The 14,125-nt window shown below is 63.8% G+C and carries 14 protein-coding genes; 5 read left to right on the top strand and 9 right to left on the bottom strand.

Annotated features, from left to right (window positions below; genetic code table 11):
* Nucleotides 1-219: 219 nt before the first annotated feature.
* Together F3H35_RS12530 and F3H35_RS12525 are read right to left on the bottom strand one after the other, a co-directional pair.
* Nucleotides 220-1,065, bottom strand: a complete 846-nt coding sequence (locus tag F3H35_RS12530) for an alpha/beta fold hydrolase (RefSeq protein ID WP_149779915.1) — start codon at nucleotides 1,063-1,065, stop codon at nucleotides 220-222.
* A gap of 3 nt (nucleotides 1,066-1,068) precedes the next feature.
* Entirely contained in the window at nucleotides 1,069-1,668 is a 600-nt protein-coding gene (locus F3H35_RS12525; protein ID WP_149779914.1) for a 2-hydroxychromene-2-carboxylate isomerase, read from the bottom strand.
* A 108-nt stretch (nucleotides 1,669-1,776) separates the two neighbouring features.
* Between F3H35_RS12525 and F3H35_RS12520 the strand changes: the two genes are divergently transcribed.
* Complete coding sequence (locus F3H35_RS12520) at nucleotides 1,777-2,793, top strand: ribose-phosphate pyrophosphokinase (RefSeq protein WP_149779913.1); 1,017 nt, start codon at nucleotides 1,777-1,779, stop codon at nucleotides 2,791-2,793.
* A gap of 63 nt (nucleotides 2,794-2,856) precedes the next feature.
* On the opposite strand, the gene F3H35_RS12515 is transcribed toward F3H35_RS12520, so the two are convergent.
* The 6 genes from F3H35_RS12515 to F3H35_RS12490 form a co-directional block, all read right to left on the bottom strand.
* Nucleotides 2,857-3,207, bottom strand: a complete 351-nt coding sequence (locus tag F3H35_RS12515) for an H-type lectin domain-containing protein (protein ID WP_149779912.1) — start codon at nucleotides 3,205-3,207, stop codon at nucleotides 2,857-2,859.
* 114 nt (nucleotides 3,208-3,321) lie between these two features.
* The gene (locus F3H35_RS12510; protein WP_149779911.1) at nucleotides 3,322-3,747 is read right to left on the bottom strand and encodes a F0F1 ATP synthase subunit epsilon; all 426 of its coding nucleotides are present in this window, start codon (nucleotides 3,745-3,747) and stop codon (nucleotides 3,322-3,324) included.
* A 71-nt stretch (nucleotides 3,748-3,818) separates the two neighbouring features.
* Nucleotides 3,819-5,243, bottom strand: coding sequence for a F0F1 ATP synthase subunit beta (gene atpD / locus F3H35_RS12505; RefSeq protein ID WP_149779910.1), 1,425 nt, complete (start codon nucleotides 5,241-5,243; stop codon nucleotides 3,819-3,821).
* A gap of 20 nt (nucleotides 5,244-5,263) precedes the next feature.
* Entirely contained in the window at nucleotides 5,264-6,148 is an 885-nt protein-coding gene (locus F3H35_RS12500) for a F0F1 ATP synthase subunit gamma (RefSeq protein ID WP_149779909.1), read from the bottom strand.
* Nucleotides 6,149-6,163: 15 nt separating this feature from the next.
* Entirely contained in the window at nucleotides 6,164-7,702 is a 1,539-nt protein-coding gene (gene atpA / locus F3H35_RS12495) for a F0F1 ATP synthase subunit alpha (protein WP_149779908.1), read from the bottom strand.
* Nucleotides 7,703-8,263, bottom strand: a complete 561-nt coding sequence (locus tag F3H35_RS12490) for a F0F1 ATP synthase subunit delta (protein ID WP_149779907.1) — start codon at nucleotides 8,261-8,263, stop codon at nucleotides 7,703-7,705.
* Between the two features lie 428 nt (nucleotides 8,264-8,691).
* Between F3H35_RS12490 and F3H35_RS12485 the strand changes: the two genes are divergently transcribed.
* Nucleotides 8,692-9,033 carry a VanZ family protein gene (locus F3H35_RS12485; protein ID WP_149779906.1) on the top strand — a complete coding sequence of 114 codons (342 nt, stop codon included), beginning with the start codon at nucleotides 8,692-8,694 and terminating at the stop codon, nucleotides 9,031-9,033.
* A gap of 23 nt (nucleotides 9,034-9,056) precedes the next feature.
* Here F3H35_RS12485 and F3H35_RS12480 read toward each other — a convergent pair whose 3' ends face one another.
* Nucleotides 9,057-9,803: a class I SAM-dependent methyltransferase gene (locus F3H35_RS12480; RefSeq protein WP_149780060.1), complete on the bottom strand. Its 747-nt coding sequence runs from the start codon at nucleotides 9,801-9,803 to the stop codon at nucleotides 9,057-9,059.
* Between the two features lie 63 nt (nucleotides 9,804-9,866).
* Here F3H35_RS12480 and gloB point away from each other — a divergent pair, with 63 nt between their 5' ends.
* The 3 genes from gloB (at nucleotide 9,867) to F3H35_RS12465 (ending at nucleotide 14,108) form a co-directional block, all read left to right on the top strand.
* On the top strand, nucleotides 9,867-10,634 hold the full coding sequence (gloB, locus tag F3H35_RS12475; RefSeq protein ID WP_149779905.1) for a hydroxyacylglutathione hydrolase: 768 nt from the start codon (nucleotides 9,867-9,869) through the stop codon (nucleotides 10,632-10,634).
* A gap of 154 nt (nucleotides 10,635-10,788) precedes the next feature.
* Nucleotides 10,789-13,122, top strand: coding sequence for an ATP-dependent Clp protease ATP-binding subunit ClpA (gene clpA, locus F3H35_RS12470; RefSeq protein WP_149779904.1), 2,334 nt, complete (start codon nucleotides 10,789-10,791; stop codon nucleotides 13,120-13,122).
* The gene (locus tag F3H35_RS12465; RefSeq protein ID WP_149779903.1) at nucleotides 13,122-14,108 is read left to right on the top strand and encodes a M23 family metallopeptidase; all 987 of its coding nucleotides are present in this window, start codon (nucleotides 13,122-13,124) and stop codon (nucleotides 14,106-14,108) included. The genes clpA and F3H35_RS12465 overlap by 1 nt, the downstream gene beginning before the upstream one ends.
* The last annotated feature ends 17 nt before the right edge of the window (nucleotides 14,109-14,125 follow it).

Genomic DNA, 14,125 nt, shown 5'->3' with positions numbered 1-14,125 from the left:
GCGTTTCGCGAAAACCCCAATCCCATATTTTCGCGAAATGCGGTGCTCGGTTCAATCGGTGCACGCGTTCCGCCTGTCGCTGAAGCCTCAGGCTAAAGGCGGAACGCTTTAGACCCGTCCGGCGCTCGCGTTTCTTCTGGCCTGAAATATCCCGGGGGAGTCGTTGAAATCCCCCTCTTCGGGATTTCAACGACGGGGGCTGGCCCCCAAATGCCCCGCTCAGACCCCGTCGAAAAACCGCTGCAGTTCCGAGGCCACCTGGCGCGGATGAGTGATCGGCGCCATATGGCCCGCACCACCGATCATCGCGCGCGCAGCATGCGGCAGGCGCGCGGCCAACCCCTCGGCGATCGCCTCGGTGATGCCGGGCGAGGCGCTGCCGCCCAGAAGCAGCACCGGGCAGGCCACGCGATCCAGACCGCCGGGGGTCAGCACCCCCGCCACATCCTCCATCAAGGCGGGCGCTGCCGCGTCGATCATGGGAATGGTGCGCGCGAGTGCTGCGCGCGCGGTCTCGGGCAGCGTGTCCCAGTCGCGCCCATCGCCCCAGATCGCGGTGAATTCCCGCGCCGCGGTCACGGCATCGCCTGCGGCGATGGCACGCGCATAGCCAGACATATCCGCCTCGTAGCGCGCCCGCGCCCCCGGATCATCCGCGAAGGCCACGGCGAAGAGCACCGGCTCGATCAGCACCAGCGAGCGCACCAGGTCCGGGCGTTCCACCGCCAGCCGCAGGGCCACGGTGGCCCCGAAGGAATGCCCCATCAGATCGACCGTCCCGGTGGCGATCTCTCCACTTGCCTCGGCGGCAAGATCGGTCGCGAAATCAAGCGCCATGGCGGCACTCAGGCCCTGCACCTCGCCCATGCCGGCATCCCATGGCGCCGTTTGCCCGTGCCCCGGCAGATCGAAGGCAATGAGCGTCATCCGCTCGGCCAGCCGGGCACCAAGACCGGCCCAGCTTCCGGCATGGGCCAGCGAGCAATGGATCGCGAGAACCCGGCGCGGGCCGTGCCCGAATGTCGTCCAGTGGGTCTCGATCCCCGCCCGCAGATCGCGCGGCATGGCTCAGAGCTTGCCCGCCAGATGCAGGTCCAGATCCCCCAGCCTGTCCTGTCCCCAAAAGCTTTGGCCGGTATCGACCACGTAGAACGGCGCCCCGAACACATTGGCCGCGACCGCCCGTTCCAGGTTGGCGGCATAGGTTTCCGCCCCGCTCAGAAGCCCGCTATCGGCCAGCGCCGGATCGAACCCCGCCGCCTGCAGGCAGTCGCGGATGACCTCGTCCTCGGCGATGTCGCGCTCTTCCAGCCAGCAAGCGCGCAGGATGCTGTGCACCAGCTTGCCCATATCGCCGCCGCCCGCCTCTTGGGCTGCGATGATCGCATAGGACGAGGGCGCGGCATTGGTCGGCCAATGGGCGGGCTGGAGGTTCAGCGCCATCTCCAGCTTGCGGGCCTGACGCGGCAATTCCTGATCGCGATAGGCCCGGCGCGAGGGGTGGCGATCCTTGGGCGCCTGACCGCCGGTGCGCGGGAAAAGCTGCATGATGTCCAGCGGGCGATAGGTGATGCTGGCGCCATGCCGGTCCGCGATCTCTTCCAGCCGCTCTCCTGCCAGATAGGCATAGGGCGACAATGTCGTGAAATAATAGTCGATATGGGCCATTTTTGCGGACTCCCCGGTTGGCACAGCTTTGCCCGACGCTACGCCCATGCTAAGCGGAGTTCAACGTCACGAATCTGTCATCTGCAGCCACTCCGGGGACATTCCTTCATGCCGACAACACCCGAGCCGAAACTCATCACCGGCAACGCCAACAAGCAGCTTTCCACGGCGATCGCCCGCCGCATGTCCATGCATCGCGGCGTGAATGTCGGACTGGTCGACGCCCGGGTCGAGCGGTTCAACGATCAGGAAATCTTCGTCGAGGTCTACGAGAATGTCCGGGGCGAGGATATGTTCATCGTCCAGTCCACCTCGAACCCGGCGAATGACAACCTGATGGAACTGCTGATCATGACCGACGCGCTGCGCCGCTCCTCGGCCAAGCGCATTACGGCGGTGATCCCCTATTTCGGCTATGCGCGGCAGGATCGCCGCTCCAAGGCGCGGACGCCGATCTCGGCCAAGCTGGTGGCGAACATGCTGGTCGGTGCGGGCATCGAGCGGGTGCTGACGATGGACCTGCACGCCACGCAGATCCAGGGGTTCTTCGACATCCCCGTGGACAACCTTTATGCGGCGCCGGTCTTTGCGCTGGATATCAAGCAGCAATTCAGCGCCACGATGGACGACGTGATGGTCGTCTCACCCGATGTGGGCGGGGTGGCGCGGGCGCGCGAACTGGCCAAGCGGATCGAAGCGCCGCTGTCGATCGTGGACAAGCGCCGCGAAAAGGCGGGCGAGATCGCCGAAATGACCATCATCGGCGAGGTGGCCGGCAAGAAATGCATCATCGTCGACGATATCTGCGACACCGCAGGGACATTGTGCAAGGCGGCGCAAGTGCTGATGGATAACGGCGCCTCGGAAGTTCACGCCTATATCACGCACGGGGTTCTGTCCGGCCCGGCCGTGGACCGGATCACCAAATCGGTCATGAAATCACTGGTCATCACCGACACGATCCAGCCGACCGAGGCGGTCAAGGGCGCGGCGAACATCCGGATCATCCCCACCGCGCCGATCTTCGCGCAGGCGATCCTGAACATCTGGAACGGCACGTCGGTGTCGTCGCTCTTCGAAACCGAGACGCTGGAGCCGATCTACGAAGGTCAGTTCGGCGGCTGAGGCAGGTACCGGGCGCGTCGGCCCGCAAGGGCCGGCAAGCCTTTGGCGTGGCAGGCAAAAGGATCAGTAAAGGTCCCAGTCGTCCTCATGCGCCAATTCGCCGATCGCCATCCAGCGGATGCGCGAGCGCGCCACGCGCGTATCGCCCCATGTGCGGAACACGATGTCGAAGCCGGTCGTGGTGATCTTTTCGGCGGCCACATCGGCGCGCGCGTTGGTGGCGCTGTCCATATCCCACATCGACAACGAGACATGCACCACAGGCGGGGTCTTGAACGGCTCGGAAAAGCGCAGGCTCTTGCGGCGCTCCCGCGGGCCGTTGCCGGTCCACATGACACCGCCATCCTCGTAATCCGAGAACAGCACGTCTTCGCCCTGATCTATGCCGATGGTGCGGCTCGTAAGATGCTTCATTTGCTCAACCTGTCATCGAAGCGAGACTAGTATCGGTTTGGGGCAAAATTTGGAACCAAAAAAGGAAAAGGGCCCACTATGGAGCCCTTTTCGACATCCGGAACCGGGCTGTGCTCAGTTGGGCGACAGGCCGATGTGATCGCCCATGGCGACCATGTCGGACAGGAGCTTGGCCGCGTCATCCACCGGGCCGGGCTCGTTGACGAAGGTTTCCTGCGCCTTGGCCAGCTTTTCGGTCGCTTCGTCCACCAGCGCCTTGTACTGCGCTTGCGTGATCTCGTCGCGCGGGATCGCACGCTCGGCAAGCACCGAGACGCTGCCGCCGTCGATCTCGGCGAAGCCGCCGGTCACGACGTAATCGGCGGTCCCGTTCGGACCGGTCACCGTCACGATACCGGGGCGCAGGGTCGTGATAAGCGGGCTGTGCTGGGCCATGGCCGTCAGGTCGCCTTCCGCGCCGGGAATGCGAACTTCGGTCGCGTCCACCGACACAAGACGCCGCTCGGGCGACACCAGATCGAAATGCACTGTATCAGCCATTCATGGGCCTCCTTGTGAGGCCCCCGCAAGCGCCGGACGGTTCGGTCCGACACGCACGGGGGCAGCAGTCATCAGGCTGCGTCAGCCGCCATCTTCTCGGCCTTGGCCTTCACTTCGTCGATGCCACCGACCATGTAGAAGGCGCCTTCGGGCAGATGGTCATACTCGCCGGCGACCACGGCCTTGAAGGACGAGATCGTTTCTTCCAGCGGCACCTGAACGCCGTCGGAGCCGGTGAACACCTTGGCCACGTCGAAGGGCTGCGAGAGGAAGCGCTGGATTTTCCGGGCGCGGGCCACGGTCAGCTTGTCCTCTTCGCTCAGTTCGTCCATGCCAAGAATGGCGATGATGTCCTGCAGCGACTTGTAGCGCTGAAGGATACCCTGAACGTCGCGGGCCACCTTGTAATGCTCTTCGCCCACGATGGAGGGGTCCATCAGGCGCGAGGTGCTGTCCAGCGGGTCCACGGCCGGGTAGATACCCAGTTCCGAAATCGCACGCGACAGAACGGTCGTGGCGTCGAGGTGGGCGAAGGTCGTGGCCGGGGCCGGGTCGGTAAGGTCGTCCGCGGGAACGTAGACGGCCTGGATCGAGGTGATCGACCCCGCCTTGGTCGAGGTGATGCGCTCCTGCATGGCGCCCATGTCGGTCGCCAGCGTCGGCTGATAGCCCACGGCCGAAGGAATACGGCCGAGAAGCGCCGACACTTCCGAGCCCGCCTGCGTGAAGCGGAAGATGTTGTCCACGAAGAACAGAACGTCGGTACCGGACTGGTCGCGGAACTGCTCGGCGAGCGTCAGACCGGTCAGGGCGACGCGGGCACGCGCACCCGGCGGCTCGTTCATCTGGCCATAGACCAGGGCCACCTGGCTTTCGGGCAGGTTGTCGGGCTTGATCACGTTGGATTCGATCATCTCGTGATAGAGGTCGTTGCCTTCACGGGTCCGTTCACCCACACCGGCGAAGACCGAGTAGCCCGAGTGCACCTTGGCGATGTTGTTGATCAGTTCCATGATGAGAACCGTCTTGCCCACGCCGGCGCCGCCGAACAGGCCGATCTTGCCGCCCTTGGCATAGGGAGCCAGCAGGTCGATCACCTTGATGCCGGTGACCAGAACCTCGGATTCGGTGGACTGTTCGCTGAATTCGGGGGCGGGCTGGTGGATCGAGCGCATTTCCTTGGCGACGATCGGCGCACCTTCGTCAACGGGCTCGCCCACGACGTTGAGGATGCGGCCCAGGGTGACATCGCCCACCGGAATGGTGATCGGACCACCGGTATCGGTCACGGTCTGACCGCGCACCAGACCTTCGGTTGCGTCCATCGCGATGGTGCGGACGGTGTTTTCGCCCAGGTGCTGCGCCACTTCCAGAACAAGGCGCTTGCCGTTGTTGTCGGTGTCCAGCGCGTTGAGGATTTCGGGCAGGTGATCTTCGAACTGAACGTCCACCACGGCGCCGATCACCTGGGTGATTGTGCCTTTTGCGTTTGCCATATCTCGTCTCTCCGGTTTCGTCAGAGCGCCTCGGCGCCCGAAATGATTTCAATAAGCTCGTTCGTGATGACGGCCTGACGCGAGCGGTTGTACTCGATTGTCAGCTTGTCGATCATGTCGCCGGCGTTGCGGGTGGCGTTGTCCATGGCGGACATCCGGGCACCCTGTTCCGAGGCCCCGTTCTCCAGCAGGGCGCTGAAGATCGCCGTGGCCACGCCGCGCGGCAGAAGATCGGCAAGGATCGCCTCCTCGTCGGGCTCATAGTCGTAGACAACGCCCGCTTCGGGGGCGTCATCGGCGGCAGCCTGGTCCACTTCGAACGGGATCACCTGCTGCATCGTCGGGATCTGGCTCACGACGTTCTCGAACTTCGAATAGAAGATCTTCGCGACATCGAATTCGCCCGCATCGAAGCGGTCCAGAACTTGGGCCGCGATCGCCTGGGCGTCCGCATAGCCGATATTCTTGACGTCGCTCAGATCGACATGGTGGATGAAGTGATCGCGCAGGTCGCGCTTGAGCGCGTCGCGCCCCTTCTTGCCCACCGTGATGATCTTGACGGTCTTGCCCTTGGCCAGCAGTTTTTCCGCCTCGACCCGCGCCTTCTTGGCGATGTTCGAGTTGAAGCCACCGCAGAGGCCACGCTCGGCGGTCATGACCACCAGCAGATGAACGTCATCCGAGCCGGTCCCGCGCAACAGGCGCGGTGCGCTGTCGCTGTCGCCCACAGAGGCGGCCAGCTTGCCCATCACCGCGTTGAAACGCTCGGTGTAGGGACGCGACATTTCTGCCGCGTCCTGCGCCCGACGCAATTTCGCCGCGGCCACCATCTGCATGGCCTTGGTGATCTTGCGGGTCGATTTGACCGACGCGATCCGGTTTTTCAGGTCCTTGAGATTCGGCATTGCCTTATCTCCCCCTTATGCGAAGTCGGCGGCGAATTCGTCCAGCGCTGCCTTGATCTTGTCCTCGGCTTCACCCTTGATCTTGGGGTCTTGCGTCGTGATGTGATCCAGCAGATCCTGATGCTTGCTGCGCAGGTGGTTCAGCAGACCCTGCTCGAAGCGGCCCACCTGATCGACGGCGATCTTGTCCAGATACCCCTTGGTACCGGCATAGATGACGCAGACGATTTCAGCGTTGGTCAGGGGCGAATATTGCGGCTGCTTCATCAGCTCGGTCAGGCGCGCACCACGGTTCAGCAGCTGCTGGGTCGCGGCGTCGAGGTCCGAACCGAACTGGGCGAAGGCGGCCATCTCGCGATACTGCGCCAGCTCCAGTTTCACCGGACCCGCGACCGACTTCATCGCGTTGGTCTGCGCCGACGAACCCACGCGGCTCACCGACAGACCGGTGTTCACGGCGGGGCGGATGCCCTGGTAGAACAGCTCGGTCTCGAGGAAGATCTGACCGTCGGTGATCGAGATCACGTTGGTCGGAATGAAGGCCGACACGTCACCGCCCTGGGTTTCGATGATCGGCAGCGCCGTCAGCGACCCCGAGCCGTTGTCTTCGTTCAGCTTGGCCGAACGCTCGAGCAGGCGGGAATGGAGATAGAACACGTCACCCGGATAGGCTTCGCGGCCCGGCGGACGACGCAGCAGCAGCGACATCTGACGATAGGCCACGGCCTGCTTGGACAGATCGTCATAGACGATCAGGGCATGACGGCCATTGTCGCGGAAATGCTCGGCCATCGCGGTGGCGGCATATGGGGCAAGGAACTGCATCGGCGCGGGGTCCGATGCGGTCGCGGCGACGATGATCGAATAGTCGATCGCACCCGATTCCTCGAGTTTCTTCACCAGCTGCGCCACGGTCGAGCGCTTCTGACCGACGGCGACATAGACGCAGTAGAGCTTCTTGCTCTCGTCGTCGCCGGCGGCGTCGTTGTAGGATTTCTGGTTCAGGATCGTGTCCAGAGCAACGGCGGTCTTGCCGGTCTGACGGTCACCGATGATCAGCTCGCGCTGGCCACGGCCGATCGGGATCATGGCGTCGACCGATTTCAGGCCGGTCGCCATCGGCTCGTGCACCGATTTACGCGGGATGATGCCCGGCGCCTTGCTGTCGGCGATGCCGCGGTTCTTGGTCTTGATCGGGCCTTTGCCATCCAGCGGATTGCCCAGACCGTCAACGACGCGACCCAGCAGCTCGTCGCCGATCGGAACGTCCACGATCGACTTGGTGCGCTTGACGGTGTCGCCTTCGCCGATTTCACGGTCGGACCCGAAGATCACGACGCCGACATTGTCCGTCTCGAGGTTCAGGGCCATGCCCATGACACCGCCGGGGAATTCGACCAGCTCGCCGGCCTGGACATTGTCCAGCCCGTGCACGCGCGCGATGCCATCTCCCACCGACAGAACCCGTCCAACCTCTGCAACCTCGGCCTCCTGGCCGAAATTCTTGATCTGGTCCTTAAGGATCGCAGAAATCTCTGCAGCTTGGATACCCATTTATCCGACCTCTTTCATTGCATTCTGTAGGGAATTCAGGCGCGAGCGGATCGAGGTGTCGATCATTTTCGAGCCCACCTTTACGACGAGACCGCCGATGAGACTTTCATCGACGGTCGCATTGATCTTGACGTCCTTGCCGACACGGGCGGTCAGCGTCTTGGCCAGCTTGTCGGACTGCGCCTTGGTCAGCGCCTTGGCGCTGGTCACGTCGGCGGTCACTTCACCCTTGTCGTCGGCGATCATCGCGCTGAGATGCTTCAGCAGATGCGGCAGAACGAACAGACGACGCTTGCCCGCCATGACCGCCAGGCCATTGGCCACAACGGTCTCGAGCTTCATCTTCTTGGCGATCGCATCCATGACCTTGGCCTGATCGGCCCGTGCCAGAACGGGCGACGAGATCACGTCGCGCAGTTCCGCACTTTCGGCCAGTGCGGCACGCAGATCGTCGATGTTGGATTCAAGCTTGGGCAGAGACTTGCTCTCTTTCGCAATCTCGAAAATGGCGGTGGCATAGCGCTCGGCGATGCCGGAGGAGATCGAAGCTGGTTCGGACACGTCCACCCTTCCGATTTTCTGGCCCCGGGTTGCAGTACGACGGATCGCGCCGTCCCGGGGGAGTTGACAGGCGTTCAAGTTTTCAAAACACCGGAATTCGGCGTGGGTGTAGCAGAGCCTTGCGCACCTAGCAAGCTACACGATCCGCGTTACCTGAAGCTGAATTTTCCATGATTTCAGATACTTGCCGATCCTGCGACCGTTTGCGCTCATTTTACCTACCGAAAAAGTCGCGAATTTCCACATATTTCGCGATTCCTGTGCACAAGCCCTGTGCAATACCGCCCCGCACACGTTAACGCTATCAACCAGCAGCCGTCTTTTCCTTGCACAATAAGGCGTGTATCCGGACGCTGCGGCAAGGCGCGGCAGTTCCACGGCGCGCCCGCACGATCCGATCCGTCCCACACCCGGCGCAAAAGGCCCCAATGACGCAGCGCATCACAACCGTTCTGACCCTTGCCCTGGCGCTCACGATCGCCTGGGGCACGCTCAGCCCGCCCGGTGGCGCCGGCATCCCCTGGCCTTTGAGCGACAAGCAGATCCATGCGCTGGCCTTCTGCCTTCTGGTGCTGCCCCTGTCGCTGACGCGGCCTGCGTCGATCCGCTGGCTGGCGCCTTGCGCCTTTGCCTATGGCGCGGCGATCGAACTGATCCAGCCGTTTGTCGGGCGCAGCGCGGAATGGGGCGATCTTCTGGCCGACGGGATCGGCATTGCGATCGGGATCGTGCCGGGGCTGATCCGTGCGCGCCTTGGCCGCGCCGCCTGATCGCGCGGCAGGGCGCGCTTCGCTCAGATCGGTTTCGCCTCGGGCTTGGGTTTGGGCTTGAGCGCCTCGAGCGGCTTGCGCACCGTCTCGCGCAGACCCGGACCCGACGAGGCATGCACCCGCTTGGTCGCCTCCACCAGCAGAACGCCCCCCGACAGCACCACCGACATCTTCACCCCCAGGGTTTCCCAGAACATCGAGGTCTTGCGCCAGATCCGCCGCTCCGAGGGCGGCTGATAAAGCGTCGTGGCATGGCGCAGCGGCAGGAAATTGTGCAGCTTCAATTGGCTTTCAAGCTGCGACTGGCTGTAGGGCCGGCCAAAGCCGAACGGCGTACGATCCGAGCGCGACCACAGCCCCGCCCGGTTCGGCACGATGAACAGCGCCGATCCCCCCGGCCCCAGCACGCGCCAGCATTCCTCCAGAAGCGCGCCGGGATTCTCGCTGGTCTCCAGCCCGTGCACCACCAGAAGCTTGTCCACATGCCCGGTTTCCAGCGGCCACATGGTTTCCTCGCACAGCACCGACACGTTGGGCAGGCCCTGCGGCCAGGCGATCACCCCCTGCGGCCCCGGCATGAGGCCGATCACCCGACGGGCATCCTCGAGGTAAGGCCTCAGGAACGGCACCGCAAAGCCATAACCCGCCACCGTCTGCCCATGCGCCTCGGGCCAGAAGGACAGCACTTCCTTTCGCACAGCCGCCTGTGCCGCGCGCCCCAACTGGCTGCGATAATAGAAGTTGCGAAGGTCCTGCACGTCGAGATGCATTGCAGACGGGTCCATGATCGGTCACTCTTGACGCTAACATTAACCGGCAAAGGGGAAAACACCATGGCCTTGCAGATCGAAACCATTCCCTGCCTGTCCGACAACTATGCCTTTCTGGCGCATGATCCCGACACCGGGCAGACCGCCGCGATCGACGTGCCCGACGCGGCCCCGATCCTCGCCATGCTCGAAGAGAACGACTGGACGCTCAGCCATGTGCTGCTGACGCATCATCACGCCGACCATGTTCAGGGGCTCGAGGCCCTGCTCGAGGCCGCGCCCGCCAAGGTCGTGGGGGCCGCCGCCGATGCGCACCGCCTGCCGCCGCTCGACATCGCGGTGGCGGATGGCGACAGCATCATCATCGGCAATCTCATCGCCGAGGTGATCGAGGTGCCGGGGCATACCGTGGGCCATATCGCCTTCTATTTCCCCGAAAGTGCCGCGCTCTTCAGTGCGGACAGCCTGATGGCGCTTGGCTGCGGCCGGGTGTTCGAAGGGACCATGGACCAGATGTATGACAGCCTCTCGCGCCTGGCTGCACTGCCCTCGGATACGACCGTCTATTCGGGCCATGAATACACGCAGGCCAATGCCAAATTCGCGCTGACCATTGACCCCGCGAACGCAGCGCTTACATCCCGTGCAGCCGCGATCGACGCGGCGCGCGAAAAAGGCCATCCTACCGTGCCCTCGAAACTGTCCGAGGAGCTGGCCACAAACCCGTTTCTGCGGGCGTCCGATCCGGACATTCAGGCCCATCTCGGCATGGTCGGGGCCGATCCTGCCAAGGTGTTCGCCGAAATCCGCGGGCGCAAGGATCGGTTCTGACGAACCAGATGCCGCAAATGCAGTCTTCTGCCATCAAAAGTGACCGGGCGGCTCCAGAAAAAACTTGAAGAGTCGTCCATATCGACCAAACTTTAATACTATGAGGCCAAGGTCGTCGGCATCCCGCCACGGCCCAGATCAGAAGGAGCACGACGTGCCTTCATTTTCGAACACGCTGGAACAGGCAATTCACGCGGCTTTGGCCTTGGCCAATGCGCGTCAGCACGAGTTCGCGACGCTCGAGCATCTTCTGCTCGCGCTGATCGACGAGCCTGACGCCGCGCGCGTTCTAAAGGCGTGCAGCGTCGACACCGAGGATCTTCGCGGCACGCTCGTGGAATTCATCGACGACGACCTGTCCAATCTCGTCACCGACATCGAAGGATCCGAAGCGGTGCCGACCGCCGCCTTCCAGCGCGTGATCCAGCGCGCGGCGATCCATGTGCAATCCTCGGGCCGGACCGAAGTGACGGGCGCCAATGTGCTTGTCGCCATCTTCGCCGAGCGTGAGTCGAACGCGGCCTATTTCCTGCAGGAGCAGGACATGACCCGGTATGACGCGGTGAATTTCATCGCGCATGGCGTGGCCAAGGACCCGGCCTATGGCGAATCCCGGCGCATCACCGGCGCCAGCGAATCCGAAAGCGAGAACACCCGCCGCGAACAGGAACCCGAGGCTGTCGAAGCCGGGGAATCCGCGCTGGCCAAGTATTGCGTCGACCTCAACGAGAAATCCCGCCGTGGCGATATCGACCCGCTGATCGGCCGCGACTCCGAGGTCGAGCGCTGCATTCAGGTGCTCTGCCGTCGGCGCAAGAACAACCCGCTTCTGGTGGGCGATCCCGGCGTCGGCAAGACCGCCATCGCCGAAGGTCTCGCCCTCAAGATCGTGCGCGGCCAGACCCCCGAAGTGCTGTCCAATACCACGATCTTCTCGCTCGACATGGGCGCCTTGCTGGCGGGCACCCGCTATCGCGGCGATTTCGAAGAGCGGCTCAAGGCCGTGGTGAACGAGCTTGAAAGCCACCCCGACGCGGTGCTCTTCATCGACGAGATTCACACCGTGATCGGTGCGGGCGCCACATCGGGCGGTGCGATGGATGCCTCGAACCTGCTCAAACCCGCGCTGCAGGGCGGCAAGCTGCGCTGCATGGGCTCGACCACGTTCAAGGAATTCCGCCAGCATTTCGAAAAGGACCGCGCGCTGTCGCGCCGGTTCCAGAAGATCGACGTGGTTGAGCCGACCACCGATGACGCCATCAAGATCCTCAAGGGTCTCAAGCCCTATTTCGAAGAGCATCACAGCGTCAAATACACCAATGACGCCATCAAGTCGGCGGTGGATCTGTCGGCGCGCTATATCACCGACCGCAAATTGCCGGACAAGGCGATCGACGTGATCGACGAGGCGGGCGCTGCGCAACATCTGGTGGCCGCCTCCAAGCGCCGCAAATCCATCGGCGCCAAGGAGATCGAGGCTGTCGTGGCCAAGATTGCCCGCATCCCGCCGAAAAGCGTGTCCAAGGACGATGCCGAAGTTCTCAAGGATCTGGAAAAGACCCTCAAGCGCGTCGTCTTCGGTCAGGATCCCGCGATCGAGGCGCTGGCCAGCTCCATCAAGCTGGCGCGCGCCGGGCTGCGTGAACCCGACAAGCCGATCGGCAACTATCTCTTTGCCGGCCCGACCGGCGTTGGCAAGACCGAGGTGGCCAAGCAGCTCGCCGACACGCTGGGTGTCGAACTGCTGCGCTTCGACATGTCCGAATACATGGAGAAACACGCCGTTTCGCGCCTGATCGGTGCGCCCCCGGGCTATGTCGGCTTCGATCAGGGCGGTCTGCTGACCGACGGGGTCGATCAGCACCCGCATTGCGTGCTGCTGCTGGACGAAATCGAGAAGGCACATCCAGACGTGTTCAACATCCTGCTGCAGGTGATGGACCACGGCACCCTGACCGATCACAACGGGCGGTCGGTGGATTTCCGCAATGTCGTGCTCATCATGACCTCGAACGCCGGCGCCGCCGAGCAGGCGAAAGCCGCGATCGGCTTTGGCCGCGACCGCCGCGAGGGCGAGGATACCGCCGCGATCGAACGGACCTTCACCCCGGAATTCCGCAACCGTCTGGATGCGGTGATTTCCTTCGGTCCGCTGCCGAAAGAGGTGATCCTCCAGGTGGTCGAGAAATTCGTCCTGCAGCTCGAAGCACAGCTGATGGATCGCAACGTCTCGATCGAACTGACGCAGCCTGCCGCCGAATGGCTCGCCGACAAGGGCTATGACGACAAGATGGGCGCCCGCCCGCTGGCCCGCGTCATCCAGGAGCACATCAAGAAGCCGCTGGCCGAGGAACTGCTGTTCGGCAAGCTGGCCAAGGGTGGCCTCGTTCAGGTCGGCATCAAGGACGACAAGATCGACCTGCGCATCGAAGGCCCGGACCGGCCGCGCCTGTCGGGCAAGAAGCCGCCCCTTCTGACCGCGGACTGATGCGCCCGCTCAACGGGGCAGGGTTTGCCCTTGCGATCAGCCTCCTGTCGGCCGCCGTTCCCGCGGCGGCCGAACCTCCGGTCTTGGACCTGCCCATCGACTGCGTTCTCGGGCAGACCTGCTATGTCGAGGATTATGTCGACGCCGATCCCGGCCCCGGGCAGCGCGATTACACCTGCGGTCTCAAAAGCCGTGACGACCACCGCGGCACCGATATCGTACTGATTTCCTTCGAAGCGATGGAGGCCGGTGTCAACGTGCTGGCCGCCGCCCCCGGCACAGTCGCCGCCACCCGCGACGGGATGGAGGATGTCGCCGTCACCGACGCCACCCGCGCCTCGATCGAAGGGCGCGAATGCGGCAACGCGGTGCGCATCGACCACGGCGGCGGCTGGCAGACGCTCTATTGCCACATGGCGCGCGGCAGCATCACGGTCGAGACCGGCCAGCAGGTCGCGGCGGGCGATGTGCTGGGCCTCGTCGGTCTCAGCGGTCTGACCAATGTGCCGCATGTGCATCTGGGCGTGCTCAAGGACGGTGCCATCGTCGACCCGTTCAACCCCGAAAACCGCGATACATGCGGCGTGAATGCAGGCGACGGGCTCTGGCGGGACGCGCCGGATTATGACCGTGCGGGGCTTTTCACCGCAGGCTTTTCGAACGGTGTGCCCGATTTCGAGGATGTGAAATCCGGCGCCGCCCGCCTGCCCGCCGCCACGCCCGACACGCCTCTCGTGCTTTATGGTCATGTCTTTTACGCCCGCCCGGGCGATGTGATGACGCTCACCGCCTCCGGCCCCGAGGGCGAGGTGTTCGCCCATGAGGTCACGCTCGAGGATCCGCAAGCCCAGCTTTTTCGCGCCTATGGCCGCCGCGCGCCGCAGTCGGGCTGGCAGCCGGGCGCGTATCGCGGCTATGTCCAACTGACGCGCGAGGGTCGCCTGATCGCCGTGCGCCACGCCGATATCACCATCAGCCCGAACTGATCCCGGCCCTCACTTGC

This window comes from Roseovarius litoreus (assembly GCF_900142765.1).
Lineage (GTDB): Bacteria > Pseudomonadota > Alphaproteobacteria > Rhodobacterales > Rhodobacteraceae > Roseovarius > Roseovarius litoreus.
This window is presented reverse-complemented; position numbering and strand designations above follow the sequence as displayed.